Source organism: Bradyrhizobium sp. BLXBL-03 (assembly GCF_051853015.1).
GTDB lineage: Bacteria > Pseudomonadota > Alphaproteobacteria > Rhizobiales > Xanthobacteraceae > Bradyrhizobium > Bradyrhizobium manausense.
Map to the genome: position 1 here is coordinate 2,218,647 of NZ_CP182470.1, position 26,597 is coordinate 2,245,243.

Below are 26,597 nucleotides of genomic sequence, written 5' to 3' on the forward strand. Positions count from 1 at the left end.
GAGTAGCCCGATCGCGCAAACCTGTCTACTTGGTGCCGAACATCCGGTCGCCGGCATCGCCGAGACCCGGCACGATGTAGCCGTGATCGTTGAGCCGCTCGTCGATCGCGGCGGTCCAGATCGGCACGTCGGGATGCTCGCTCTGGAACTGGACGATGCCCTCAGGGGCCGCCAGCAGGCAGACGAAGCGGATGTCGCGGGCGCCGCGCGCCTTGAGCAACGTGGCACCGGCGCAGGCCGAGTTGCCGGTCGCCAGCATCGGATCCATCAGGATCACGGTACGGTCCGACAGGTCCTGCGGCGCCTTGAAGTAATATTCCACGGCCTGCAGGGTTTCGGGATCGCGGTAGAGCCCGATATGAGCGATGCGCGCCGACGGCATCAGCGCCAGCATGCCGTCGAGAAAGCCGACGCCGGCGCGCAGGATCGGCGCCAGCGTGAGCTTCTTGCCGGCGATCTTCGGCGCCTGCATCGGGGCGATCGGCGTCTCGATGTCGACCAGCTCCAGCGGCAGGTCGCGCGTCACCTCGTAGCCGAGCAGCATCCCGATCTCGTTCAGGATCTCGCGAAAGCTCTTGGTGGAGCGGTCCTTCTCCCGCATCAGCGAAAGCTTGTGCTGGACCAGGGGGTGGGCGACGACGTTGACGCTAGATGTGCTCATGCGGCCGATCTAACACGGTTCCGCGAAGCTGCGCCAGATCGGCCGGGGCGTTTTCCGCAAGGGACGAAACCCTGTCAGGGCGGTGCGACTACCGCGGCAGCTCGGTCAGCTGAAGTTCTCGCACGAGGCCGGCTCAATGAGCGGATCCGGGGCGGGACGCACGTTGGGCACACTCGGACGCGGCGCGTCCACGGTGCGTGCCTGCACCTCCACGAACGCCGACATCAGCGCGATCGCGAGGTCGCCATGGCATCCCTCGATCGCCGCGTCGAGCCAGTCGGGCAGCTCGCGTTCACGCGACAGCGCGCAATGCCACTCGCCTTCGTCATAGGCGATGCGGCGGACGTGCCACAGCGGCAGCTCAAGCTCCATCAGTGCCAACGCGGCATCGGTCCAGGCTTCGGCTTCGATCAGCTGCACCAGGCGCGCCGTGCGCTCGCTCTGGTGGAGTGAGGGGAGTCGCCGGCAGGCTTTGTCGATGATCTCGCGCATCAGCGGACCGGTCATGCCTTGCGCGTTACGCAAGCGATCGCCGAGGGAGGACGAATCGTGGTGTCGGAAAGCGGCAATCATGTCAGGCCTCCTGGAAGCGGCGTCGGTCAGTCGGCCGGCCTGTTCAGGATGGCGGGATGCGCATTGGAATACGAGATGGGGCGGGGACGGCAGATATAGGAATCTCATAAGTGCCGGGAGGGACGCAGTCTGTAGCGTCATTCTCTGTCGTCGTCCCGGCCCCCGCGCATTGCGCGCTAGGCCGGGACGACGGCGGAAAGTTGCGCGAGCATCGTGGGCGCCTTTATGAGATTCCTATAACGTCGCCATAGCCCTCGTCTCGAAAACCTATGCCCGGAGTGGCACTTCAGCACGGTCGAAAGTCCCGCTTGGCCTGCGAACATGCGTTGCGTCTCATTCCGCGAGCTCTTGCCGGGTCCCGAGAAAGTGTTGCCCCGATATGGGGACGCAACGAGGAGCATCCCTATGATGGACATTCTCATGCTGGCGCTGGGGTTCGGCTTCTTTGCCCTTGCGATCGGCTACACCTACGCCTGCGAACGGCTGTGACGGAGCGGACCATGATCTTCGATTATGCGCTCGCCGGTGCCGTCTCGTTCGGCCTTCTGATCTACCTCACTTATGCGCTGCTGCGGCCGGAGCGATTCTGAGCGGTGCTGCTGCTTGTCGAATTGCTGCCGGCAGAGGCCTCGCTGTTCGCCTGCCTGTTGATGGTGCTGCTGCCGCAGTTGCGCCGGGCACCTAGCCTGAAGGGTTGATTCCATGACTGTGATCGGTTGGCTCCAGATCATTCTGTTCTGCGTCATCATTGTCGCGCTGACAAAGCCGCTCGGCTGGTACATGACGCGCGTGTTCAACGGCGAGACGACGTTTCTCTCGCCGGTGCTGCGTCCGATCGAGGCCGGCATCTACTGGATCTCAGGCGTCGACGAGAAGCGCGAGCAGCATTGGCTGACCTATACGGTCGCCATGCTGCTGTTCCATGTCGGCGGCTTCCTGATCATCTACGCCGTGATGCGTCTCCAGGCCGTTCTGCCCTTCAATCCGGCCGGGCAGACAGCGGTCGCCGAGGATCTGTCCTTCAACACCGCGATCTCCTTCATCACCAACACCAACTGGCAGAACTACGGCGGCGAGAGCACGATCTCCTATCTCGTGCAGATGCTGGGCCTGACGCACCAGAATTTCCTGTCGGCGGCGACGGGCATTGCACTTGCAGTTGCCCTGATCCGCGGTTTCTCCCGCGCTTCGGCGCGCACCGTCGGCAATTTCTGGGTCGACGTGACCCGCTGCACGCTCTATGTGCTGCTGCCGATCTGTGTCGTCTACACCCTGTTCCTGGTCTGGCAGGGCATGCCGCAAACGCTCGGCGACTATGTCGAAGCCACGACGCTCGAAGGCGCCAAGCAGACCATCGCGGTCGGCCCTGTCGCCTCGCAGGTCGCGATCAAGATGCTCGGCACCAATGGCGGCGGCTTCTTCAATGCCAATGCGGCGCACCCGTTCGAGAACCCGACCGCGCTGTCGAACTTCGTGCAGATGCTGTCGATCTTTGCGCTGGGCGCTGCCTTGACCAACGTGTTCGGTCGCATGGTCGGCAACCAGCGCCAGGGCTGGGCGATCCTCGCCGTGATGGGCGTGCTGTTCATCGCCGGCGTCGCCGTGACCTACTGGGCGGAAGCCAGCGGCACCTCGACGCTCCAGGCGCTCGGTCTCACCGGCGGCAATATGGAAGGCAAGGAGGTCCGCTTCGGCATCGTTGCCTCCTCGCTGTTTGCCGTGATCACCACCGCCGCCTCCTGCGGCGCGGTCAATGCCATGCATGACAGCTTCACCGCGCTCGGCGGCATGATCCCGCTGATCAACATCGAGCTCGGCGAAATCGTCGTCGGCGGTGTCGGCGCCGGCATGTACGGCATGCTGCTGTTCGTCATCCTGGCGATCTTCGTCGCCGGTCTGATGGTCGGCCGCACGCCGGAATATGTCGGCAAGAAGATCGAGGCGCGCGAGGTCAAGATGGCGATGCTGGCCATCCTGGTGCTGCCGTTGATGATCCTGGGCTGGACCGCGGTCGGCGTGGTCTATCCGGCGGCGGTGGCCTCCATGGCCAATGCCGGACCGCACGGCTTCACCGAGGTGCTCTACGCCTACACCTCGGGGACCGGCAACAACGGATCGGCCTTTGCGGGCCTGACTGGCAACACCTTCTTCTACAACCTCACGCTGGCCAGCGCGATGTTCGTCGGCCGCTTCTTCATGATCGTGCCGGCCATGGCGATTGCGGGCTCGCTCGCAGAGAAGAAATCGATCCCGCCGTCCATGGGCACGTTCCCGACCACGGGCGGGCTGTTCGTCGGCCTCGTCGTCGGCGTGATCCTGATCATGGGCGGCCTGACCTTCTTTCCGGCACTCGCGCTCGGCCCGATCGTCGAGCACCTTGCGATGAACGCAAGCCAACTGTTCTGACCAACCTCTTCTGATTTCCGGAGTGCCCTCGATGGATACGATGAAACTGCAAAAGCGTGCCCCGATGTCGGCCATGCTCGATCCGAAAATCGTGCTGCCCGCCATCCGCGCCTCCTTCGCCAAGCTCGATCCGCGGCTGATGGTGAAGAACCCCGTCATGTTCGTGGTTGAGGTCGTGGCCGCGCTCACCACGGTGATCTTCCTGCGCGATCTCGTCACGGGCGGGGTGAATCTCGGCTTCACTTTCCAGATCATTGTCTGGCTCTGGTTCACGGTGCTGTTCGCGAATTTCGCGGAAGCCGTCGCGGAAGGCCGCGGCAAGGCGCAGGCGGATTCGCTGCGCAAGACCCGCACCGAAAGCCAGGCCAAGCTCCTGAATGGCGCGGGCCATGATTTCAAGCTGGTGCCGGGCACGAGCCTGAAGGTTGGAGACCTGGTGCTGGTCGAAGCCGGCGACACCATCCCGTCCGACGGCGAGGTGATCGAGGGCGTGGCCTCCGTCAACGAGGCCGCCATCACCGGTGAATCAGCGCCTGTCATCCGCGAGTCCGGCGGCGACCGTTCGGCGGTGACGGGCGGCACCCAGGTGCTGTCCGACTGGATCCGCGTCCGTATCACGGCGGCCCAAGGCTCGACCTTCATCGACCGCATGATCAAGCTGGTCGAGGGCGCCGAGCGGGCCAAGACGCCGAACGAGATCGCGCTGAACATCCTGCTCGCCGGCCTCACCATCATCTTCGTGTTCGCCACCGTCACGATTCCTAGCTACGCCGCTTATGCCGGCGGCTCGATCTCGGTGATCGTGCTGGTCGCTTTGTTCGTGACGCTGATCCCGACCACCATTGGCGCGCTGTTGTCAGCCATCGGCATCGCCGGCATGGACCGCCTGGTGCGCTTCAACGTGCTGGCGATGTCCGGCCGCGCGGTCGAGGCGGCCGGCGATGTCGACACGCTGCTGCTCGACAAGACCGGCACCATCACGCTCGGCAACCGCCAGGCGACGGCGTTCCGTCCCGTGCGCGGGGTGACCGAGCAGGAGCTGGCGGACGCCGCCCAGCTTGCCTCGCTCGCCGACGAAACGCCGGAGGGCCGCTCCATCGTCGTGCTCGCGAAAGAAAAATACGGCATCCGTGGCCGCGACATGGCCGAGCTTGGCGCGACCTTCATTCCGTTCACGGCGCAGACCCGCATGAGCGGTGTCGATGCCGGCGGCTCGTCGGTGCGCAAGGGCGCGGTCGATGCCATGTTGAACTATGTCGGCGGCGGCGCTCCGACCGCCGTCGCTTCCGGCAACACGGCGAGGGCGATCCAGCCTGCGGCTCTCTCCGAGATCGGCCGCGAGATCCAGACGATTGCCGACGAAGTGTCGAAGTCCGGCGGCACGCCGCTGGCGGTCGCCAAGGACGGCCGGCTGCTCGGAATCATCCAGCTCAAGGACATCGTCAAGGGCGGCATCCGCGAGCGCTTTGCCGAGCTGCGCCGCATGGGCATCCGCACCATCATGATCACGGGCGATAATCCGATGACGGCGGCCGCGATCGCGGCCGAGGCCGGCGTCGACGATTTCCTGGCGCAGGCAACGCCCGAGGACAAGCTCAAGCTCATCCGCGACGAGCAGGCCAAGGGCAAGCTGGTCGCCATGTGCGGCGACGGCACCAACGACGCCCCGGCGCTGGCGCAGGCCGATGTCGGCGTCGCCATGAACACCGGCACCCAGGCCGCCCGCGAGGCCGGCAACATGGTCGACCTCGACTCCAACCCGACCAAGCTGATCGAGGTGGTCGAGATCGGCAAGCAGCTCCTGATGACGCGCGGGGCGCTGACCACGTTCTCGATCGCCAACGACGTCGCAAAGTATTTTGCGATCATCCCGGCGATGTTCCTGGCGTTCTACCCGCAGCTCAACGTGCTGAACGTCATGAACCTGTCGAGCCCGCAGAGCGCCATCCTGTCGGCGATCATCTTCAACGCGCTCATCATCGTCGGCCTGATCCCGCTGGCACTCAAGGGCGTCGCCTATCGCGCGGTCGGTGCCGGCGCGCTGCTTCGGCGCAATCTCCTGATCTACGGCTTAGGGGGTATCGTCATTCCCTTCATCGGCATCAAGGCGATCGACCTAGTAGTGGTCGCTCTGCACCTGGCCTAACTGCGTCATCGAGAGGAGCGATTTTCACTGTCATTCCGGGGCGCCTCGAAGAGGCGAACCCGGAATCTCGAGGTTCCGGGTTCGATGCTTCGCACCGCCCCGGAACGACAGGGAGATGCTTCGCTCACGGTGACGAACTCATAGGAGACCCAACATGCTCAGAGAAATCCGCCCCGCCATCGTCCTGTTGCTGGTGCTCACCGCCATCACGGGCCTGGCCTATCCACTCGCCATGACCGGCATTGCCGGCGCGATCTTCCCTGCGAAAGCGCAAGGCAGCCTGATCGAGAAGGACGGCAAGGTGATCGGCTCCGCCCTGATCGGGCAGGAGTTCAGGGATGACAAATATTTCCACGGCCGCCCCTCGGCGACGCTGGCGCCGGACCCGAGCGATTCGAGCAAGACGATCCCGGCGCCCTACAACGCCGCCAATTCCGGTGGCTCCAATCTCGGCCCGACCAGCAAGGCACTGGCCGACCGGCTGAAGGAGGATGTGGACAGGTTGAAAGCCGCGAATCCGGATGCCGCCGTGCCGGTCGATCTGGTCACGACCTCGGCCAGCGGTCTCGACCCCGACATTTCGCCGGAAGCGGCGCAATTCCAGGTGTCGCGCGTCGCCAAGGCGCGCAAGATGTCGGAAGAGTCGCTCAAGCGGCTGGTCGCCGCCAGCACCGAGGGCCGCCTGCTCGGCCTGCTCGGCGAACCCAGGGTTAACGTTCTGGCGCTGAATCTGGCGCTGGATCGTGCGTCCGCGAAGTAGCGTCTAGGCCGGCAATATCAGGATGATTATATTGGCCTGATGGTTCAGCAACGCCGCGATCCCGAACAACGACCATCGCCCGAGGCGCTGCTGGAAGCCGCGCGCCGGGAGGAGAGCGCGAGCGGCAAGCTGAAGATTTTCGTCGGCGCCGCCCCCGGCGTCGGCAAGACCTACGAGATGCTGCAAAGCGCCCATGCCAGGCGCAAGGCCGGCATCGACGTCGTGGTCGGTTTCGTCGAGACCCATGGCCGCACCGAGACCGAGGCGCTGGTGCGGGGACTGGAGGTCGTCCCGCGCAAGCGGCTCGATTATCGCGGCCAGATCGTCGAGGAGATGGACCTCGACGCGGTGATCGCGCGGCGGCCGCAGATCGCGCTGGTGGACGAGCTCGCCCACACCAATGCAGCCGGCAGCCGTCACCCCAAGCGTTATCTCGACGTCGAGGAGCTGCTCTCGCACGGCATCGACGTCTACACCGCCGTCAACATCCAGCACATCGAGAGCCTGAACGACGTCGTCGCCCAGATCACCCATGTGCGGGTCCGCGAGACCGTGCCGGATTCGATCTTCGACCGCGCCGACGCGATCGAGCTGATCGACCTCACGCCTGACGATCTGATCCAGCGCCTGCGCGAGGGCAAGGTCTACGTTCCCAAGCAGGCCGAGCGGGCGCTGGAGCATTACTTCTCGCCCGGCAATCTCACCGCGCTGCGCGAGCTCGCGCTGCGGCGGACGGCCGAGCGGGTCGATGAGCAGCTGCTCAGTCACATGCAGGCGAACGCCATCGCCGGCCCCTGGGCCGCAGGCGAGCGCATCCTCGTCTGCGTCAGCGAGGATCCCCGCGCGGCCGGCCTGGTGCGTTATACCAAGCGCCTGGCCGACCGGCTGCATGCGCCGTTCACAGCGATCTCGATCGAGACGAGGCGCTCGCTCCAGCTTTCGGACCAGGAGCGCGATCGGCTCGCCGACACGCTGCGGCTCGCGGAGTCGCTCGGCGGCGAGGCGCTGACCATTCCCGCGGTCGGCCGCCGCATCGCCGACGACGTCATCAATTTTGCGCAAGGCAACAACGTCACCCAGATCGTGATCGGCAAGTCGACACGCTCGCGCTGGTTCGAGATGACGCGCGGCTCGGTCGTGCATGATCTGGTGCGGCGCGCCGGCAATATCAGTGTCCACGTCATTCCCGGTGACGAGCTGCCCGGCGAGGCGGTGGCGAAGACGGCGGTGCAGACCGCCGCGCGGGCCGAGCCGTTCAACCCGCTGCCCTATCTGAAGGCGCTCGGAATCGTGCTGGTCGGCCTCGGTGCCGCGGAGCTGATCCAGCCCTATTTCGGGATCGAGAATGTCGACCTCGTGCTGCTCACGGCGGTTGTGGCCGTGGCGGTCCGCTATGGCCTCTGGCCCTCGCTGCTCGCGACCGTCGGGGCCTCGCTGTCCTACAATTTCTTCTTCCTGCCGCCGATCTACACCTTCACGATCACCGACCCGACCAACGTCGCCGCCTTCTTCCTGTTCATGGTGGTGGCGATGATCGTCTCCAATGTCGCCGCGCGCGTGCGTACGCAAGCCGACACCGCGATCGGCCGGATCAGGACCACCGAGCAGCTCTATGCGTTCAGCCGCAAGCTCGCCGGCACCGCCACGCTCGACGACGTGCTGTGGGCGACCGCCTATCAGATCGCGTTGATGCTGAAGGTGCGTGTCGTGCTGCTGCTGCCGGAAGACGGCCTGCTCACGGTGAAGTCGGGCTATCCGCCGGAGGACCAGCTCGACCAGGCCGACCTCGCCGCCGCCAATTGGGCCTGGAGCAATGACCGTTCCGCCGGTCGCGGCTCGGATACGCTGCCGGGTGCCAAGCGGCTGTTCCTGCCGATGCGTACCGGGCGCGGTCCGATCGGTGTGATCGGCATCGACAATGACCGCACCGGCCCGCTGCTGACGCCGGACCAGCGCCGGCTGCTGGACGCGCTGGTCGACCAGGGGGCGCTCGCGATCGAGCGCGTGCTGCTGGTCGAGGACATGGATCGCGTCAAGCGCACCGTCGAATCCGAGCGCTTGCGCTCGGCGCTGTTGACCTCGATCTCGCACGATCTGAAGACGCCGCTCGCCTCCGTGCTGGGCGCGGCCTCGACCATGCGCGACCTCGCCGGCGCGCTGTCCGACACCGAGAAGCGCGACCTGCTTGCGACCGTGATCGACGAGTCCGAGCGGCTCAATCGCTTCATCGCCAATCTGCTCGACATGACCAAGCTCGAATCCGGCGCCATCGTGCCCAACACGGCGCTGCACGATCTCGGCGAGATCGTCGGCAGCGCACTGCGGCGGGCCTCGAAGATCCTGACAGCGCACAAGGTGGAGCTGGAGCTGGCGGCCGATCTGCCGATGCTCGAGCTCGATGCCGTGCTGTTCGAGCAGGTGCTGTTCAACCTGCTCGACAATGCCGCGAAATATTCTTCGCCTGAAACCACGATCGCGATCAGGAGCCGGCGCGAGCGTGACCATGTGGTGCTCGAGGTCGCTGACGAGGGCGCCGGCATTCCACCCGACGAACTCGAGAGCGTGTTCGACAAGTTCTATCGCGTGCAGAAGGGCGATCATGTCCGCCCCGGCACCGGGCTCGGGCTCGCCATCTCGCGCGGCTTCGTCGAGGCGATGCGCGGCACGATCTCGGCCGCCAACCGCAGCGACCGCAGCGGCGCAGTCCTCACCATCCGTCTGCCGGTTCCGGCACAGACCAAGGCTTTGGATACCGCCGCATGAGCGCTGCCCCGATCAAGGTTTTGGTGATCGACGACGAGCCGCCGATCCGCAAATTGCTGAGGATGGGGTTGTCGACGCAAGGTTACGAGATCCTGGAGGCGTCGAACGGCAAGCTAGCTCTTGAAAAGCTTGCCGAAGAGCCCGCGCTGATCATTCTCGATCTCGGCCTGCCTGACATCCAGGGCCATGAGCTCTTGCGCACCATCCGTGCCCGCAACGAAGCCGTGCCGATCGTGGTGCTGTCGAGCCGTGGCGACGAGGCCGGCAAGGTGCAGGCGCTTGATCTTGGCGCCGATGATTATCTGACAAAACCGTTCGGCATGGACGAGCTGCTGGCGCGCCTGCGCGCCGCGCTACGGCACCAGTTGCAGGTCCAGGGCGAGCGTCCGGTGTTTCGCAGCGGCGATCTCTCGGTCGATCTGGTCCGCCGCATCGTCAAGCTCGGCGAGCGCGAGATCAAGCTATCGCCGAAGGAATATGATCTCCTGCGCGTGCTGGTCCAGCACGCCGGCAAGGTGCTGACCCATCGATTTCTTCTCAAGGAGCTCTGGGACGAGCTGACCGATGCGCAATATTTGCGCGTCTACGTCCGCCAGCTCCGCCAGAAGATCGAAGCCGATCCGGAGCGCCCGCAATATGTGCTGACCGAGACGGGGATCGGGTACCGGCTGAAGGCAGGGGATTAGGTTGGTCGTCGTTCCGGGGCGATGCGAAGCATCGAACCCGGAACCTCGAGATTCCGGGTTCGCCTCTTCGAGGCGCCCCGGAATGACAGAGAGAGCTACCCCGCCTTTCTCTGCCGCGCCGTCGACCGGTGCGTCTTTTTCGCTGCACGATGTCGTCCCGTCGCACGCCGCGCATGCGACTTGGCCGCCGTTTTTCCGCCGCCGCGCCCCTTCAGGCTCTGCTTCAGCGCATCCATCAGGCTGACAACGTTGCTCGGCCGCTCCTCGGGCTCCGGCAGCTCGATCTTTTTGCCGCTCGCCTTGCGCTTCACCAGCGCCTTCAGCGCGGTCTCGTACTCGTCCTTGAACTTGCTCGGGTCGAAATGCGCCGCCTTGGTGTGCAGGATGTGGCCGGCGAGCTCGACCATGTCCTTGGTGATCTTCGGGCTCTTGATGTCACCGAAGAACTCGTCCTCGTCACGCAGTTCGTAAGGGAAGCGCAGCGTGGTGCCGAGCAGGCCCTTGCCGAGCGGCTCGATCGCGATGATGTGCTCGCGGTTGGTCAGCACGATCTTGGCGAGCGCGACGCGGTCCTGGTCCTTCATGGCGTCGCGGATCACGGCAAAGGCGTCGACCGCGGCCTTGCCGTCGGGCGCGATGTAATAGGGATGGTTGAGATAGCGCTGGTCGATCTCGTCGCTCGGCACGAAGCTCTCGATGTCGATGGTGTGGTTGCTCTCGATCTGCACCGCCTCGAGCTCTTCCGGCTCGATCTCGACATATTTGCCCTTGCGCAGCTCATAGCCGCGGCCTTTCTGGTCGCTCTCGACGACGTCACCGGTCTCGGCATCCACCATCTGCTGCTTGAGCCGGTTGCCGGTTTCGCGGTTGATCATGTGAAACCGCGTCTTCTCGGCGGCCGTGGTCGCGGGATAGAGCACGACCGGGCAGCTGACCAGCGAGAGTTTCAACGTTCCCTTCCAATAGGCGCGCGGGGCCATTTCATTCTCCAGTGATTTCAAGGCGTTTTGGAACCCCAACCACCCCATTGGGTTTTGGTTCCGGGTAGGACTTTTGCCGTGATAGGCTTCAACGCGATCAGAAGATGTGGGACCCATCGTGCTGCAAAAACTCTCCATCTATCGAAAGAAGCGTGATTTCGAAAAGACGCCCGAACCGTCGGGCAAGACCGCGGTGGCGCCCTCGAAGCAGCGGCGCTTCGTGATCCAGAAGCATGACGCGACCCGCCTGCACTACGATCTCAGGCTCGAATTCGACGGCGTGTTCAAGTCCTGGGCGGTGACGAAAGGACCCTCACTCAATCCGCACGACAAACGGCTGGCGGTGGAAGTCGAGGACCATCCGCTCGACTATGGCGATTTCGAAGGAACCATTCCCGAGGGCCAATATGGCGGCGGCACGGTGATGCTGTGGGATCGCGGCACCTGGGAGTCCGATGACCCCGAAGCCGGCTTCAAAAAGGGCGACCTCAAGTTCACGCTGCATGGCGACAAGCTGCATGGCAGCTGGGTGCTGGTGCGCATGCGTAACCGTGGCGGCGAGAAGCGTACCAACTGGCTCTTGATCAAGCACCGCGACGAATATGCCAGCGAAGACGAGGATATTTTGGCGGAGGACAAGTCCGTGGCCTCCGGCCGTGCGATGGAGCAGATCGCAGGCGGGAAGGGTCGCGCGCCAAAACCGTTCATGCTGGCGAAGGGTAAGGGCAAGGCCGACGCGGTCTGGCAGTCCAACCGCACTGAAGAGACTAAGGGACGCACGGTCAAGCCGGCGCCTCGCACGGCGCTGAAGAGCAGCAAGGCATCGAAGAAGGCGACATCAGCGACGACGGCCAGGAAGGTCTCGGACATGCCTGATTTCGTGGCGCCGCAGCTCTGCACCCCGGTGGAGCGGCCGCCGGCCTCGGATGGCTGGTGCCACGAGATCAAGTTCGACGGCTATCGCGTGCAGCTTCGCGTCGAGGATGGTGAGGCGACGCTGAAGACGCGCAAGGGCCTCGACTGGACCGGCAAGTTCGCGTCGATCGCGAAGGAGGCCGCCGAGTTGCCGAACGTGATGATCGACGGCGAGATCGTCGCCCTCGACCATAACGGCGCGCCGAACTTTTCCTCGCTGCAGGCCGCGCTGTCGGACGGCAAGACCGATGAGCTGATCTTCTTCGCCTTCGACCTGCTGTTCGCCGAGGATCTCGATTATCGCCGCCTGCCGCTCGGCCAGCGCAAGGCCAGTCTCAAGAAACTGCTGGAGGCGCGCAAGAAGAAGACGAGCCAGATCCGCTATGTCGAGCATTTCGAGAGCGGCGGCGATGCGGTGCTGCAATCGGCCTGCAAGCTCGAGCTCGAGGGGGTCGTCTCGAAGAAGCTGGACGCGCCCTATCGCTCAGGCCGCACCGAGAGCTGGACCAAGGCAAAATGCCGCGCCGGCCATGAGGTGGTGATCGGCGGCTACAAGACCACCAATGGAAAATTCCGCTCCCTGATGGCAGGCGTGCATCGGGGCGATCATCTCGCCTTCGTCGGAATGGTCGGGACCGGATTTGGTGCCGACAAGATCAAGCGCATCATGCCGTCGCTGAAAGCGATGGAAGCCAAGGAAAGTCCCTTCGGCGGCAAGAATGCGCCGAAGAAGACCCGTGACGTGCACTGGCTGAAGCCCGAGCTCGTCGCCGAGATCGAGTTCGCCGGATTCACGGCTGATGGCAACATCCGCCAGGCCGCCTTCAAAGGCCTGCGGCAGGACAAGCCAGCCGAAGAGGTCGAGGCGGAGACGCCTACGGATACCGAACTCGCCAAGCCCTCTACCAGGAAGCGCGTTGCTGCAAAGCCGGCGGCAGGGAAGGGCACCGCCGAAGTGATGGGTGTCGTGATCTCCAAGCCCGACAAGGAGCTGTGGCCCGACGATGGGGAGGGCGCGCCGGTCACCAAGTTCGACCTCGCACGTTATCTCGAGGCCGTCGGCGAATGGATGATCGTGCATCTCAAGGGCCGGCCATGCTCGCTGATCCGCGCACCTGACGGAATCAAGGGAGAGTGCTTCTTCCAGCGCCACGCCATGCAGGGCACCTCGAACCTGCTCGAGCTCGCGCGCGTGTCAGGCGATCGCAAGCCTTACCTGCAGATCGACCGTATCGAAGGCCTTGCCGCGGTCGCGCAGATCGGCGGGGTCGAGCTGCACCCCTGGAACTGTGCGCCCTACGCCTATGACGTTCCGGGCCGGCTGGTGTTCGATCTCGATCCTGCGCCCGATGTCGAATTCCCCGATGTGGTGGAAGCGGCGAAGGAGATGCGGCAGCGGCTCACCGATATCGGCATGGAGAGTTTCTGCAAGACCACGGGCGGCAAGGGCCTGCATGTGGTGGTCCCGCTGCTGCATGGCGCGCGCGACAAGGTGGACTGGAAGGAAGCAAAGGCGTTCGCGCAAGGTGTCTGTCAGTGGATGGCCGATGACGATCCCGCGCGCTATCTGCTCAACATGTCGAAGAAGCTGCGCAAGGGAAAGATCTTCCTGGATTATCTGCGCAACGACCGGATGTCGACGGCGGTCGCCCCGTTGTCGCCGCGCGCACGTGCCGGCGCCACGGTGTCCATGCCGCTGACCTGGGCGCAGGTGAAGAGCGATCTCGATCCGAAGCGCTACACGGTTCGCACCGTGCCGGGCCTGCTGGCGCGGTCGAAGGCATGGGACGGCTACGATGATGCCGCCGCGTCGATCAAGGCGGCGATCAAGAAATTGGCTGCGAAGAAGTAGACCCGCGCGCCGGGCACAACTGCTGTAGGGTGGGCAAAGCTGAGCGTGCCCACCATCTTTTCGTTGTAGCGAAGATTAGGTGGGCACGGCGCGTCGCGCCTTTGCCCACCCTACGAGATCTCGTCCTAGATCCGGCCCATCAGCAGCAGGATCAGCAGAATGATGATAACGAGCCCAAGCCCACCGCCCCCGTAATAGCCGGTGCCGTAGAACGGACCGCCGCCGATGCCGCTGAAGCCGCCGAGCAGCGCGATAACCAGGATGATCAGAATGATCGTACCGATAGACATGCGAATCTCCTCCAGCCCTTTATCGAAAGGGTTGTTGCAACCTGTCCCGTTGTGTGCGGAGGGCAACTTGCCCGGGGTTTTAAAGTTCCGGATTTGAAACGGGGCGACAGTTCCGATCTGCATGGAACCTTTACGCCTCTATCAGGCATGACTATGTGAGGATCCAGTCACCACGGGGCAGGGCCATGTCAGCACCGCTCGTCGTCTCCATTCCGCATCGCCTCGGTCGCGAGGAGGCGGTGCGCCGGCTCAAGACCGGGCTCGGCCGCGCCGCCGCCAGCATTCCCGTGATGCAGGTCGAGGAGGAGCGCTGGAGCGGCGACACCATGAATTTCCGCATTCGCGCACTGGGCCAGGTCGCGAGCGGGCAGGTCGACGTTAGTGAGGACCATGTCAAGGTCGAGGTGGTGCTGCCGTGGCTGCTGCAGCGCTTCGCCGAGATGGCGCAGGCGACCATCAAGAAGCGCGGGCAATTGCTGCTGACCAAGGATGAGGGAAAGTGAGCGTCAGGCGCCCACGCGCTGTCGCCGGGGCCTGACCGCACTGGCTGCGCGCGCCTTGATGACCGCAGCGGGAAAATCACGGAACGCGTGCGCGAGCGGCAATTCGTTGCCCGCAAGGCCCGGCGCGGTGTAGCCGCTGATATCGACGGTTGCGTCAAAACCTTCGAGCGCCGGCCACTCGCGTCCCGCTTGCGTGAAGGGCGCGAACTGGCGCGCCACCACGACGATCGCTGCAGCGCGGCCATGGTGGCGGACAAAAGAGATCACATGATCGGCGTGCGCGCCGCGCACATCCAGCGGCTGATAACCGCCTTGCGCAAAAACGTCGGCGAGCTCAGTCCGGAGCCTGAGAAGGTGCCGCGTCCAGGCCAGCTTGAGCCGTCCGTCCGGCCAGGTCCTGATCAGCCCGCCCCAATCAGGTGTTTCCAGCGAAGCCAGCGCCGCTTGCCGTGCAGAAAAATCCACCGGGCGGCGATTATCCGGATCGACCAGCGACAGGTCCCAATATTCGGTCCCCTGGTAGAAATCAGGTACCCCCGGCAGCGTCGCCTTCAGCGTGAGCTGGCTCAGCGAATTCAGCGCACCAAGCAGCGCGATACGGCGGGCCAGAGTGGCAAGCGCATCCAGGAATTCGCCTGATAGGCTGGGGTCGAGAATCTTCTCGATGAAGCTGTTGATGCCGTTTTCATACGCTTCATGCGGATTGAGCCAGCTCGTCTCCTCCTTGCCCTCGCGCGCCGCCTTGAGCGCATAGGCCTGGATGCGCTCGACGAAACTGGCATCCGGCCCTTGAAGGGGCCAGGCGCCGAGCAGGGTCTGGTAGAGCATGTATTCGAACGTTGCCGACGGCGCGCGCAGATTGCCTGACAGCGCGAGGTGCGGCGCGTTCAGCACCTTCCAGCGCGAAACCGCGCTGGTCCATTCGCCTGATATCTCGCTCAGCGCCGTGATCCGCGCTCGCGCATCCTCGCCACGCTTGGTGTCGTGGGTTGCGGTCGCCGTCATCCCCTGCGGCCATTCCCTGGCGCGGGCGCGCATCGCCTCGTGGAAGGCCGGTATGGTGAGGCCGGTGCTGGCGGGATCGCCGCCGACTTCATTCAGCGCCAGCAGCCGGTGGAACTGATAGAACGCGGTGTCCTCCAGTGATTTCGCCATCATCGGTCCCGTGAACTGCTGCACCTTCAGTGCAAAGCGGCGCACCCGCGGCGCACTGTGCGGCGGCCGGCCGGGCTTGAGCAGGTCCATGGTCAGCGCATCGTGCAGGAAGTCGAAAATGCCTTCATCCGCGGCGAACCACTCTGTGCGGGCGCGCGCGATGGTGTCGTCGATCAGCTTGCGGTCGAGCGCGGTCGGGCCGCTATGCGTCAAGTAAGTGCGATAGACCGGGAAGTGCAGCACGTAGAGCTCGAGCGCCTGCCGCAGGCTGTCGGCGGAGAAATCGCGGGTCGAATAGTGCCCGTTGGCGATGCGTGCGAGCAGGCGGGTCAGCACGGTGAACTCGCTGGTCAGCAGCGTTTCCAGCACGCGTCGCTTGGCGTCCTTGACATAGGGCGCGAGCCGCGGCGGCCGGTTGCTGATCTGGCGCCAGGTCTCGTCCAGCGCCTCCAGCCCTTTGGCATCGACCAGCACCTGGGTGATCGCGTTCATCCACTCATAGCCCGTGGTGCCCTGGACGCCGGCGAAGTGCGGCAGCTTCTCGTGCTCGCACAGGATCTTCTCAATCACCGTGTAGAATGGTTTGGCATTGCCTTGCGCGTCGCGCACCAGCCGGCGCAGCCGCTGGCAATATTGCGCAGGGTCGCGCAGGCCGTCGATGTGATCGAGGCGGATGCCTTGCAGTTTTCCGTCGGCGACGAGCTGCTTCACCAGCCGGTGCGTGGCGGCGAACGTGCTCGCGTCCTCGACGCGCAGGCCGGCGAGCCCGTTGACGTCGAAGAAACGGCGATAGTTGATGTCGCTGGAGGCAAGCCGCCAATGGCCGAGCTTGTAGTTCTGCCGCTCCAGCAGGTGATGCAGCGCCAGCGTCTGCGCCGGGCGATCTTTGGCTGCGCGATAGGCGAGGAGGCCGTGCATGACGATGTCGGCGCCGCCTGCGATCTCCTTCAGCTCTGCCTTGAAGGCGGGGGCCTCCCTGCGGTTCGGCCTGCGCAGGCCGGTATAGCGCGCGGCGAGCGAGAGCAGGCGTTTGCCGGCAACGGTATCGGCAGCATCCGCCTCCTTCACGATCATCCGCAATATCTCGCCATAGCGCTCCGGCGCGATCGGCAGGCGGTGCTCGAAATACCAGGCAGAAAAGCTGCCCTCATCGGGATCGTAGCGCAGCTCAATCTCGCCGCGCTCCAGCGCCTCGCCATAGGACGCGCCGAGGATCGGCAGCAGCACGCCGCCGCGGGCACGATAGGGGAGCTGGTCCCAGTCGATGTCGAAGGAAACGGCGTGCGGCGAGGCCTGGCCCCATTCCAGCACGTCGAGCCACCAGGGATTGTCGGCGAAATGCACGCCGACATGATTGGGCACGAAGTCGACGATCAGGCCGAGGTCGTTCTGTGCGAGCGCCTCGCTCAGCCGGGCAAAGCCGGCCTCGCCGCCGAGTTCGGGATTGAACTGGCTGTGATCGACAGTGTCATAGCCATGGGTCGAGCCCTTGCGCGCCTTCATCACAGGCGAGGCGTAGAGATGGGTGATCCCCAGTGCCTTCAGATAAGGCACGACCGCGGCGGCCTTGTCGAAGTCGAAATCCGCAGTGAGCTGGAGCCGGTAGGTCGCAAGAGGGATCGCGGAAGGCATTTCAACCTCCGAGATGCCAGACCACCGACCAGGGCGGGAGTCGGTCGCCGGCAGCGCCGCCCCAGATCAGCGTGCCCGCGTTGTCGTTGGCATACGCGATGTTGTTGTCGGAAAGATTGGCGGTGAGCCGCAGCGTCGTGCCGTCGCCCATGCGCCAATGCGCGGTGAGCAGGCCGTTGTCTTTCGCCTCGGCATCGCCGAAGCGCGCGTCTTTCAGCCGCGGCATGATCTCCCTGCGGCGAAGCTCGAGCAAGTCGCGCACCAGCGCCAGCCGAGCGTCCTGTTCGGGCGTGCGGCCGGTCCAGTCCAGCACGGCCGATTGCGGCGTGGCAGGATCAAGCGGGTCCGGCACCTCGTCGCCATATTTCGCGTAGGCCCAGGCGTATTCCTGCCTGCGCCCTTTGCGCACGGCATCGGCGAGGCCACCCTGGAAATCGCAAAAGAACGGGAAGGGCATCTTCGAGCCCCATTCCTCGCCCTGGAACAGCATCGGTACCATCGGCGCGAGCAGCGTCACCGCGAGCGCGGCCTCGATCTGCTCGGGCGAGGCCAGGCTCTCCAGCCGGTCGCCGAGCGGGCGGTTGCCGATCTGGTCGTGGTTTTGCAGGAAGTTGACGAAGGTCACCGGCGGCAGCTCACCGCTCGGCTCGCCGCGCGGCTTCTTGCCCCAGAACTCCGAGATCTCGCCCTGGTAGACGAAGCCTGAGGCGAGCGCACGCGCGAGGTCCATGCGCGGGGTCTGGTAGTCGGCATAATAGCCGTTGAGCTCGCCGGTCAGCATCACGTGCCAGACGTGGTGATAGTCGTCGTTCCACTGCGCGCGATATTTGCCGCTCGGCGGCTCCTGCGCGGCATCGAGCAGGCTGGCGCGGTTGTCGCCATTCTCCAGCACCAGATGAATGTGCCGTCCGGTGGCCTTCGCGAGCTCGCCGACGGCGACGCTGAGGTCGTGCAGCATCGACTGCTCGCCCGGGATCGCCATGATGTGGTTGGCGGCATCCAGTCTGAGACCGTCGAACCGGTAGTCAGTCAGCCAGGACAGCGCATTCTCGACCGCGAAGGCGCGCACCTGCGGCATGCGATAATCGATCGTGCTGCCCCAGGGCGTGTGCGCGTCGGTGAAGAAAGATGGCGCGTAGCGGCCGAGGTAGTTTCCTTCCGGGCCGAAGTGATTGTAGACGACGTCGAGGAAGACCATCAGCCCGCGCAGGTGCGCCTCGTCGATCAGCGTCTTCAAGTCCTCCGGACGGCCATAGGCGCTGTCGGGCGCGTACCACAGCACGCCGTCATAGCCCCAGCCGCGCCGGCCGGCGAAATCGGCCAGCGGCATCAGCTCCAGCGCGGTGATACCGGATGCGACCAGATGATCGAGCTTGTCGATCATGGCACGGTAGGTGCCATCGCGCGTGAAGGTGCCGACATGGGTCTCGATCAGCACCGTCTCTTCCCAGGGGCGACCGCGCCAATCCTTGGCGCGCCATGCGAAGGCGTCGTGATCGATCACCTCGCTCGGGCCGAACACATCCTCGGGCTGAAACGCGGAGGCGGGATCCGGCACGTCGATCTCGTCGTCGATCCTGAACTTGTATTGACTGCCAGCAGCGAGGCCGGCGATCTCGGCGACATACCAGCCATCCTGCCGGCGCTGCATCGCATGTCGCGTTTCGAGCAGGAGATCGACGCGGCGCGCGGCGGGCGCCCACAGCCGGAACGACACGCCGTCCTTGGTCGGCTTCGCTCCGAAGGATGGCCTCATAGCGCCCCCGCGAAGGCGAGCACGGAACGTGGCGGCGCCTTGCTGTCGCTTCCGGACAGGAAATCAACGCTGTTCAGCTTGGCATCCGTCGTGTTCAGGATCTGCTGCCAGCTCTTGTATTCGGGCATTTTGGGCAATTTGAATGCAATCTCTTCCGGGGCGGCGTTCAGAACGATAAAGAGCGCCGCGCTGCCCGGTTCCATCGGTCCCATCACATAAGAGAGGAACCGGCCGTCCGGGAATGTCCAGTCGCTCTCGGTCATCTCGTTGCCTTCGGGCGTCAGCCACAGTGCGCCGTAGGAGATGCCGTCCTTGGGCCGGCCGTCGAGCCAGCGATGGCTGCGCAGCTGCGAGAATTTTCGGCGGATGTCTGCGAGATCAGCGACAAAATCGATCATGTCATCGCCGTCCTTGCCGAGATTGTCCCAAGAGACCCAGCCGACCTCGTTGTCCTGGCAATAGGCGTTGTTGTTGCCGAATTGCGTGTTACCGACCTCATCGCCGGCAAGGATCAGCGGAACGCCCTGCGCCAGCATCAGACAGGCCAGCACGTTCTTGCGAAGCTGCCGGCGCAGGCCAAGGATCTTGGGATCATCGGTCGGGCCCTCGACACCGCAATTGTTGCTGTGGTTGTCGTTTGAGCCGTCGCGATTGTCCTCCCCATTGGCCTCATTGTGCTTTTCGTTGTAGCTGAAGAGATCTGCCAGCGTGAAACCGTCATGAACGGTGATGTGGTTGATGCTTGCGCGCGGCCGGCGCCCGTCGTGATTGAACAGGTCGGACGAGGCCGTCATGCGGCTGGAGATGTCGCCGATCAGGCTGCCTTCGCCGCTCCAGTAGCGGCGCATGGCGCTGCGATAGCGGTCATTCCATTCCGACCATTGCGAAGGGAAGGCGCCGACCTGGTAGCCGCCGAGGCCGAGATCCCAGGGTTCGGCGACGAGCTTGACGGTGGCGAGCACCGGATCCTGCCTGACAGCGGTGAGGAACGAGCTGCCGCGGTCAAAACCGTTCGGGCCGCGCGCCAGCGTGGTGGCGAGGTCGAAGCGGAAGCCGTCGACATGGCAGACCTCGACCCAGTAGCGCAAGCTATCCATCACCATCTGCAGCACGCGCGGATGGGTCAGGTTCACCGAGGAGCCGCAGCCGGTGAAGTCGTCATAATAGCGCGGGTTCTCGCGGTTCAGCCAGTAATAGGAGGCATTGTCGATGCCGCGGTAGCACAGCGTCGGGCCGAGGTGATTGCCTTCGGCGGTGTGATTGTAGACGACATCGAGCATCACCTCGATGCCCGCATCGTGCAGGCGCGCCACCGTGGTGCGGAAGGAATCCAGCGCATTGTCCTGGGCGTAACGCTGCTCCGGCGCGAAGAAGGACAGCGTGTTGTAACCCCAGTAGTTGGTGAGCTTCTTCTCCACCAGCACGCGGTCGTCGACGAAGCTGTGAACCGGCAACAGCTCGATCGTGGTGACGCCGAGCCTCTTCAGATGTTCGATCATTGCCGGCGACGACAATCCGCCGTAGGTGCCCCGCAGATTCGGCGGCACGTCGTCGCGCTTCTGGGTCAGGCCCTTGACGTGGGCCTCGTAGATGATGGTGTCTTCCCAGGCGATGTTCGGCCTGATCTCGCGGCGGCCCCAGTTGAAAGTCTCGTCGACCACGACCGCCTTGGGCATGCCGCGTGCATTGTCGCGCCGGTCGAACGACAGATCCTCGCGCGCCGAGCCGGTGCGATAGGCGAAGTGCGCGTCACTCCAGACCAGCCGCCCGGCGAGCCGCTTGGCGTAGGGGTCGAGCAGCAGCTTGTTGGCGTTGAAGCGGTGGCCGTGCTCGGGCTCGTAGGGGCCATGCACGCGATAGCCGTAGAGCTGACCCGGCGAGACGTCGTTGAGATAGCCGTGCCAGACATCTTCGGTACGCTCCGGCAGCTCGATGCGCTCGAGCTCGCGCCGACCCTGGCTGTCGAACAGGCACAGCTCGACCTTCTCGGCGTGGGCTGAGAACAGTGCGAAATTGGTGCCGCGTCCGTCCCAGCTTGCACCGAGGCGCGCGGGCGATCCAGCAGTCAGGCGCATCGGTCAGCTTTCCGGAACGAGGAAGATCGCGGCGAGCGGTGGAACGGTGAGGCGGAGCTCGGGCGCCTTGCCGGCAACGGTTTGCACCTCGCCGATGTTCCCGACATTGGTGCCGCCATAATGGGCGGAATCCGAGTTGAAAACCTCTTTCCACTTGCCCGCAAAGGGCACGGGGACGCGGTAGTTGCGATAGACATTGGGGGAAAAGTTGACGACCACGAGACACCGCGCGTGCTCGTCAAAGCCCTTGCGCAGCCAGGCGAACACGTTGCGGTTGGCATCGTCAGTGATGAGCCATTCGAAGCCGGCCTGGTCGCAGTCCATCTGGTGCAGCGCGGGCACCGCGCGATAGAGGCGATTGAGGTCGCGAACCAGCGCCTGGATGCCCTGATGATATTTGTATTCGAGCAGGTGCCAGTCGAGCGACTGGTCGTGATTCCATTCGCGGCTCTGCGCGATCTCGCCGCCCATGAACAGCAGCTTCTTGCCGGGATGGCCGAACATGAAGCTGTAGTAAGCGCGCAAATTGGCAAAGCGCTGCCATTCGTCGCCGGGCATGCGGCCGAAGATCGAGCGCTTGCCGTGCACGACCTCGTCATGAGACAACGGCAGGATGAAGTTCTCAGAGAAGGCGTAGTGCAGGCCGAACAGGATCTCGCCGTGGTGATATTTGCGGTGGATCGGATCCTTGCTGATGTAGTTCAGCGTATCATGCATCCAGCCCATGTTCCACTTGTAGCCGAAGCCGAGCCCGCCGAATTCGACCGGGCGCGAGACCTGCGGCCACGCGGTGGATTCCTCCGCTGCCGTTGTCGCCTGCGGAAAGCGCGCGAACAGCTCGGTATTGAAGCGGCGGAGGAAGTTGATCGCCTCGATGTTCTCGCGGCCGCCATACTGGTTGGGAATCCAGGCGCCCGGCGGGCGGCTGTAGTCGAGATAGAGCATGGATGCCACCGCATCGACGCGCAGGCCGTCGATGGCGTAGCGCTCGAGCCAGAACAGCGCGTTCGACACCAGGAAGTTCGTCACTTCGGTGCGGCCGTAATTGTAGATCAGCGTGCCCCAGTCGAGATGACGGCCCTGCAGCGGATTGGCGTGCTCGTAGAGCGCCGTGCCGTCGAAGCTGCCGAGCCCGTGCGGATCATCGGGGAAATGGCCGGGCACCCAATCGAGCAGCACGCCGATGCCTTCGCGATGGCAGGCATCGATCAGCGCCGCAAAGTCCTCCGGCGATCCGAAACGGCTGGTCGGCGCATAGAGGCCGGTCGGCTGATAGCCCCAGGAGCCGTCGAACGGGTGCTCGCTCACGGGCAGGAATTCGAGGTGGGTGAAGCCCATGTCGCGGGCGTAGGCGGGCAGTTGCTCGGCGAGCTCGCGATAGGTCAGCCATTCATTGCCGTTCTTGCGCCGCCACGAGCCGAGATGAACCTCGTAGATCGACATCGGCGCCGACAGTGCGTTGATGCCGTCGGGCGCCGGCCGCGGACGCGGCAGATGCGCCTCGTCGAACACGATCGAGGCGGTCTTCGGCCGCACCTCGCTGGCGAACGCCAGCGGGTCGGATTTCAGCGGCAGCAGATGGCCGTGCGGCCCGATGATCTCGAACTTGTAGTGATCGCCGCTCTTGGCGTGCGGAATGAACAATTCCCAATAGCCGGCGCCGCGCACCCGCATGGGATGACGCCGCCCATCCCAGAAATTGAAATCGCCGACCACGGACACGCGCCGCGCATTCGGGGCCAGCAACACGAAGCCGACGCCGTCGATGCCCTCCAGCCGCATCGGATGGGCGCCGAGCTTGTCGTAGAGGCGCTGATGCGTGCCTTCGCCGAGCAGATAGAGATCGAAATCGGTCAGAATGGGCGGAAAACGATAGGCGTCCTCGAACTCGACGACGTTGTCGCCGAATTTGGCGCGAAGCTGGTAGTGCTTGGAGCCGTTGGGCAGGGCGCCGATGAACAGGCCGGAATCGTGGACACGGTCGAGCGGCGCGACTTCGCCATGCTCGCCGATTGCCTCGACATTGGAGGCCTCGGGCAGGAAGGCGCGCACCACGCTCCTGCCACCCTCGGGATGCATCCCGAGATAGTGGAAGGGATCGGAGTGGCGACCCTCGATGATGGCGTAGGCTTCGGCTGGCAGTTTAGGCATGGGCTTCGCTCCCGGCACTGGACAGAATGCGAAGCAGGCCGGTCAGCGGCGCATGGAGCCCGTCGGGCCGGTGGGACAGCTCGTACTCTACCTCGTCGAACGCTAGGTCAAGCAGGAAAAACCTTAACATGCTTTCCGCGCCGTGCGCGTCTTCCGGCCAGAGCCGCCGGTGGGTCATGGCCTCATGATAGGCGGACAGGAAGGTTGCGGTGGCGCGCTCGCGCCATTCGTCGAGCGCGGCCGTGATCCGGCCTTGTTCGTCGCCGCCGCCCGAGCCCGCGCGGCCAAGCGCTGCGTTAACCGAAAGATCAATCGAGCGCACCAGGCCCGCGACATCGCGCGCGGCAGGCAGCTTGCGCCGCTTGTCGGCCAGTGCGAGGTGCGGATCGCCGTCGAAATCGATGATGAAGATGTCGTCCTTCACGATCAGGGTTTGTCCGAGGCGGAAGTCGCCGTGATGACGGATGTTCAACCCGCCGATCTCGGATGGCAAGAGTGCGTTGATGTGGCGCGGCAAGCTCGCGCGCACCGCGACAAGCTGGTCGATCAGGCGCCGGTCGCCTTCGCGCAGGCCGTCCCGGGCATCGGCCAGCCGGTCGAAGACCCGCTCGGCTCGGCCCATGAGGTCGTTCGTCCAGCGCTTGACGTCGGCCTTGCCGGTTGGTTCAGGGGCAAGGTCGGTGGATTTTGCGGCGGCGAGCGCCATGTGCAGCTCGGCAAGCCGGCGGCCAATCTGCGCGACGAAGTGCAGATAGATCGACTGCTCCTGGGTCGTCCGGTACTCCTCGTCCGGCGGCAGCACCCGCTGCTCGTCGACATAGCGGTCGAGATAGCCCGCCGTGACCGCCCAACCGTCACCCTGGTTCTCGACATAGGCATGCAGCACGCCGATGGCGCTGCGGCTGTCGCCCTCGGCCAGCTCGACGCTGCCGAGCAGCGCCGGCGTATTGGCAAAGCGTGCGACCTCGGTGAGATAATTGCCGATTTCGATCTCGGGATTGGGACCGCTTTCAAGCCGGCGATAGATCTTGGCCACATATTGATTGTCGACCAGCGCGGTGCTGTTGGATTGCTCGATCGCGCGGATGCGCTCGGGCTCCTTGACGGTGTAGTCGGCGAAACGGCTCGTCGCCTTGAACTCGAGCCGCAGATTGTTTTCGTCCACGACCAGGTTCTGAGACAAGCCTCGCAGGAAAAGCCCGATGAAGATCTGGTCGGTGGCGACGTCGAGCAGGGTGCCTTCGCGCGCGCCCTGGCGCACGGCGGCGAGCGCCTTCGGATTGAAGCGCTCGCGGTCGAAGCGCACCCACTCGATCTGCATCGGCAGCACGTAGCGCGTCGTGACATCATTCCCTGCGGTTTCGAAGAACGCGATCCAGGGCCTGTTGTCGCCGATGTCGCTGAACGGCACCGCTGACGTCAGCGTCGCCTTGATGTGCTTGGGATTATGCTCGGGATACCACCGCGTCCTTGCCAGAAATCCCGGCAGCACGTCGCGCTCGAACACGCCGCGCTCGCGGGCGAGCGACACCCAGTTCGAGTTGACCGGAACCACCAGCGTCTCGAACTCCGGCACCGCGCGCGGCACCACCGGCTCGGACTTGTCGCGCTCCTGGAGCTGGAACCAGTAGAAGCCGTAGGGCCCGAGCGTGATCATGTAGGGCAATTCGCCGATCGCCGGAAAGCGGGTGCGGCCCAGCATCTCCTGCGGGATGCGGTCCTTCCACGGCGACAGATCGAGCTCGGTCGCCTGCGCCGCGCGCGACAGATTGGCGACGCAGAGAATGACCTCGTCGCGATATTGCCGGACATAGGCCAGCACGGCGCGGTTGGCCGGGCGAATGAAGGTCATGGTGCCCCGGCCGAAGGCCAGCGTCGACTTGCGCACCGAGATCAGCCGCTTGGTGGCGCTGAGCAGCGACGACAGGCTGCGCGACTGCGCCTCCACGTTCACCGACTCATAGCCATAGACCGGATCCATGATCAGCGGCGCGTAGAGACGGGCGGGGTCGCAGCGCGAGAAGCCGCCGTTGCGGTCCGGGCTCCATTGCATCGGCGTGCGCACGCCGTTGCGGTCGCCGAGATAGATGTTGTCGCCCATGCCGATCTCGTCGCCGTAATAGATGATCGGCGTGCCGGGGAACGACAGCAGCAGCGAGTTCATCAGCTCGATCTTGCGCCGGTCATTGTCCATCAACGGCGCAAGGCGCCTGCGGATGCCGACATTGATGCGGGCGCGGGGATCGTTGGCGTATGTGGTCCAGAGATAGTCGCGCTCGACGTCGGTGACCATCTCCAGCGTCAGCTCGTCATGATTGCGCAGAAACAGCGCCCATTGGCAGCTTGCGGGGATATCAGGCGTCTGGCGCAGGATATCGGTGATCGGGAAGCGGTCCTCCTGCGCGATCGCCATATAGATGCGCGGCATCAGCGGGAAGTGGTAGGCCATGTGGCATTCGTCGCCGCGGCCGAAATATTCCTGCACGTCCTCCGGCCATTGGTTGGCTTCGGCCAGCAGCAGCTTTCCCTTGGAATAGGCGTCCAGCTCCTGGCGCAGGCGCTTGATGATCGCATGCGTCTCCGGGAGGTTTTCGTTCGAGGTGCCCTCGCGCTCGCACAGATAGGGAATCGCGTCCAGCCGGAAGCCATCGACACCGGCGTCGAGCCAGCGCTTCATCACCTGGATGATGGCGCTGACGACGCGCGGATTGTCGAAATTGAGGTCGGGCTGGTGCGAGAAGAAGCGATGCCAGTAGAACGCGCCGGCCTCGGGATCCCAGGTCCAGTTCGACTTCTCGGTATCGGTGAAGATGATCCGCGTGCCCTGGTATTTCTGATCGGTGTCGCTCCAGACATACCAGTTGCGGGCGCTGGAGCCGGCCGGGCTGCGGCGGGCGCGCTTGAACCATTTGTGCTGGTCCGAGGTGTGGTTGACGACGAGCTCGGTGATGACGCGCAGGCCGCGCTTCTGCGCTTCCTGGATGAAGCGCTTGAAGTCCTTCATCGTCCCGAAATCGGGATTGACCGTGCCGTAATCGCCGATGTCGTAGCCGTCGTCGCGGCCGGGCGAGGGATAGAACGGCAGCAGCCACAGCGCGGTGACGCCGAGGTCCTGCAGATAAGGCAGCTTCTCGGTCAGGCCAGCGAAATCGCCGATGCCGTCATTGTTGCTGTCGGCAAAGGCCTTGACGTGGAGCTGGTAGATGATCGCGTCCTTGTACCAGAGCTCATCCACGACCTCGGCAGCCTCGGCCTTCTTGGTGTCGACGGAAGACAGAACATTCATGGCGTGA

17 protein-coding genes are annotated in these 26,597 nt (G+C 64.5%); 8 read left to right on the forward strand and 9 right to left on the reverse strand.

Translation table 11 applies throughout. The features are described 5' to 3' along the window. Positions 1 to 25: 25 nt before the first annotated feature. Positions 26 to 661 carry a uracil phosphoribosyltransferase gene (gene upp / locus ACNJX9_RS10585; protein ID WP_439408703.1) on the reverse strand — a complete coding sequence of 212 codons (636 nt, stop codon included), beginning with the start codon at positions 659 to 661 and terminating at the stop codon, positions 26 to 28. Positions 662 to 766: 105 nt separating this feature from the next. Further along, positions 767 to 1,234 (reverse strand): hypothetical protein, encoded by a 468-nt coding sequence (locus ACNJX9_RS10590; RefSeq protein ID WP_439408704.1) that lies wholly within the window; start codon positions 1,232 to 1,234, stop codon positions 767 to 769. 500 nt (positions 1,235 to 1,734) lie between these two features. Between ACNJX9_RS10590 and ACNJX9_RS10595 the strand changes: the two genes are divergently transcribed. From ACNJX9_RS10595 to ACNJX9_RS10620, 6 genes are all read left to right on the forward strand, one after another. Further along, entirely contained in the window at positions 1,735 to 1,824 is a 90-nt protein-coding gene (locus ACNJX9_RS10595; RefSeq protein ID WP_035698142.1) for a K(+)-transporting ATPase subunit F, read from the forward strand. Between the two features lie 112 nt (positions 1,825 to 1,936). Continuing rightward, on the forward strand, positions 1,937 to 3,640 hold the full coding sequence (gene kdpA / locus ACNJX9_RS10600) for a potassium-transporting ATPase subunit KdpA (RefSeq protein ID WP_439408705.1): 1,704 nt from the start codon (positions 1,937 to 1,939) through the stop codon (positions 3,638 to 3,640). 31 nt (positions 3,641 to 3,671) lie between these two features. Further along, the gene (kdpB, locus tag ACNJX9_RS10605; protein WP_439408706.1) at positions 3,672 to 5,786 is read left to right on the forward strand and encodes a potassium-transporting ATPase subunit KdpB; all 2,115 of its coding nucleotides are present in this window, start codon (positions 3,672 to 3,674) and stop codon (positions 5,784 to 5,786) included. A gap of 154 nt (positions 5,787 to 5,940) precedes the next feature. After that, positions 5,941 to 6,546, forward strand: a complete 606-nt coding sequence (locus ACNJX9_RS10610; RefSeq protein ID WP_439408707.1) for a K(+)-transporting ATPase subunit C — start codon at positions 5,941 to 5,943, stop codon at positions 6,544 to 6,546. 39 nt (positions 6,547 to 6,585) lie between these two features. Continuing rightward, a complete protein-coding gene (locus ACNJX9_RS10615) occupies positions 6,586 to 9,309 on the forward strand; it encodes a DUF4118 domain-containing protein (RefSeq protein ID WP_439408708.1) in 2,724 nt (907 codons plus the stop codon). Next, a complete protein-coding gene (locus ACNJX9_RS10620) occupies positions 9,306 to 9,995 on the forward strand; it encodes a response regulator (protein ID WP_057743008.1) in 690 nt (229 codons plus the stop codon). Before ACNJX9_RS10615 ends, ACNJX9_RS10620 begins: the two co-directional genes overlap by 4 nt. Before the next feature lie 95 nt (positions 9,996 to 10,090). Here ACNJX9_RS10620 and ACNJX9_RS10625 read toward each other — a convergent pair whose 3' ends face one another. Then, positions 10,091 to 10,975: a Ku protein gene (locus tag ACNJX9_RS10625; protein WP_439408709.1), complete on the reverse strand. Its 885-nt coding sequence runs from the start codon at positions 10,973 to 10,975 to the stop codon at positions 10,091 to 10,093. A gap of 118 nt (positions 10,976 to 11,093) precedes the next feature. On the opposite strand from ACNJX9_RS10625, the gene ligD reads away from it, so the two are divergent. Beyond that, complete coding sequence (ligD, locus tag ACNJX9_RS10630) at positions 11,094 to 13,742, forward strand: DNA ligase D (protein ID WP_439408710.1); 2,649 nt, start codon at positions 11,094 to 11,096, stop codon at positions 13,740 to 13,742. 125 nt (positions 13,743 to 13,867) lie between these two features. Here ligD and ACNJX9_RS10635 read toward each other — a convergent pair whose 3' ends face one another. After that, a complete protein-coding gene (locus ACNJX9_RS10635; RefSeq protein WP_084298933.1) occupies positions 13,868 to 14,032 on the reverse strand; it encodes a DUF3309 family protein in 165 nt (54 codons plus the stop codon). A 185-nt stretch (positions 14,033 to 14,217) separates the two neighbouring features. On the opposite strand from ACNJX9_RS10635, the gene ACNJX9_RS10640 reads away from it, so the two are divergent. Beyond that, complete coding sequence (locus ACNJX9_RS10640; protein WP_057743012.1) at positions 14,218 to 14,535, forward strand: polyhydroxyalkanoic acid system family protein; 318 nt, start codon at positions 14,218 to 14,220, stop codon at positions 14,533 to 14,535. Positions 14,536 to 14,538: 3 nt separating this feature from the next. Here the strand turns inward: ACNJX9_RS10640 and treY are convergent, their stop codons facing one another. From treY to treS, 5 genes are read right to left on the reverse strand one after another with little or no spacing between them, the layout of a single operon-like run. Continuing rightward, on the reverse strand, positions 14,539 to 17,322 hold the full coding sequence (treY, locus tag ACNJX9_RS10645) for a malto-oligosyltrehalose synthase (protein ID WP_439408711.1): 2,784 nt from the start codon (positions 17,320 to 17,322) through the stop codon (positions 14,539 to 14,541). Position 17,323: 1 nt separating this feature from the next. Beyond that, the gene (treZ, locus tag ACNJX9_RS10650) at positions 17,324 to 19,078 is read right to left on the reverse strand and encodes a malto-oligosyltrehalose trehalohydrolase (RefSeq protein WP_439408712.1); all 1,755 of its coding nucleotides are present in this window, start codon (positions 19,076 to 19,078) and stop codon (positions 17,324 to 17,326) included. Next, positions 19,075 to 21,153, reverse strand: coding sequence for a glycogen debranching protein GlgX (glgX, locus tag ACNJX9_RS10655; protein WP_439408713.1), 2,079 nt, complete (start codon positions 21,151 to 21,153; stop codon positions 19,075 to 19,077). The genes treZ and glgX overlap by 4 nt, the downstream gene beginning before the upstream one ends. A gap of 3 nt (positions 21,154 to 21,156) precedes the next feature. Beyond that, on the reverse strand, positions 21,157 to 23,304 hold the full coding sequence (gene glgB, locus ACNJX9_RS10660; RefSeq protein ID WP_439408714.1) for a 1,4-alpha-glucan branching protein GlgB: 2,148 nt from the start codon (positions 23,302 to 23,304) through the stop codon (positions 21,157 to 21,159). Further along, the gene (treS, locus tag ACNJX9_RS10665; protein ID WP_439408715.1) at positions 23,297 to 26,590 is read right to left on the reverse strand and encodes a maltose alpha-D-glucosyltransferase; all 3,294 of its coding nucleotides are present in this window, start codon (positions 26,588 to 26,590) and stop codon (positions 23,297 to 23,299) included. Before treS ends, glgB begins: the two co-directional genes overlap by 8 nt. Between the last annotated feature and the right edge of the window lie 7 nt (positions 26,591 to 26,597).

What these genes read in the sequence shown, in the direction of transcription:
- upp (WP_439408703.1), bottom strand. Translation starts at nt 661, where the DNA reads ATGAGCACATCTAGCGTCAACGTCGTCGCCCACCCCCTGGTCCAGCAC.
- ACNJX9_RS10590 (WP_439408704.1), bottom strand. Translation starts at nt 1,234, where the DNA reads ATGATTGCCGCTTTCCGACACCACGATTCGTCCTCCCTCGGCGATCGC.
- ACNJX9_RS10595 (WP_035698142.1), top strand. Translation starts at nt 1,735, where the DNA reads ATGATCTTCGATTATGCGCTCGCCGGTGCCGTCTCGTTCGGCCTTCTG.
- kdpA (WP_439408705.1), top strand. Translation starts at nt 1,937, where the DNA reads ATGACTGTGATCGGTTGGCTCCAGATCATTCTGTTCTGCGTCATCATT.
- kdpB (WP_439408706.1), top strand. Translation starts at nt 3,672, where the DNA reads ATGGATACGATGAAACTGCAAAAGCGTGCCCCGATGTCGGCCATGCTC.
- ACNJX9_RS10610 (WP_439408707.1), top strand. Translation starts at nt 5,941, where the DNA reads ATGCTCAGAGAAATCCGCCCCGCCATCGTCCTGTTGCTGGTGCTCACC.
- ACNJX9_RS10615 (WP_439408708.1), top strand. Translation starts at nt 6,586, where the DNA reads ATGGTTCAGCAACGCCGCGATCCCGAACAACGACCATCGCCCGAGGCG.
- ACNJX9_RS10620 (WP_057743008.1), top strand. Translation starts at nt 9,306, where the DNA reads ATGAGCGCTGCCCCGATCAAGGTTTTGGTGATCGACGACGAGCCGCCG.
- ACNJX9_RS10625 (WP_439408709.1), bottom strand. Translation starts at nt 10,975, where the DNA reads ATGGCCCCGCGCGCCTATTGGAAGGGAACGTTGAAACTCTCGCTGGTC.
- ACNJX9_RS10635 (WP_084298933.1), bottom strand. Translation starts at nt 14,032, where the DNA reads ATGTCTATCGGTACGATCATTCTGATCATCCTGGTTATCGCGCTGCTC.
- ACNJX9_RS10640 (WP_057743012.1), top strand. Translation starts at nt 14,218, where the DNA reads ATGTCAGCACCGCTCGTCGTCTCCATTCCGCATCGCCTCGGTCGCGAG.
- treY (WP_439408711.1), bottom strand. Translation starts at nt 17,322, where the DNA reads ATGCCTTCCGCGATCCCTCTTGCGACCTACCGGCTCCAGCTCACTGCG.
- treZ (WP_439408712.1), bottom strand. Translation starts at nt 19,078, where the DNA reads ATGAGGCCATCCTTCGGAGCGAAGCCGACCAAGGACGGCGTGTCGTTC.
- glgX (WP_439408713.1), bottom strand. Translation starts at nt 21,153, where the DNA reads ATGCGCCTGACTGCTGGATCGCCCGCGCGCCTCGGTGCAAGCTGGGAC.
- glgB (WP_439408714.1), bottom strand. Translation starts at nt 23,304, where the DNA reads ATGCCTAAACTGCCAGCCGAAGCCTACGCCATCATCGAGGGTCGCCAC.
- treS (WP_439408715.1), bottom strand. Translation starts at nt 26,590, where the DNA reads ATGAATGTTCTGTCTTCCGTCGACACCAAGAAGGCCGAGGCTGCCGAG.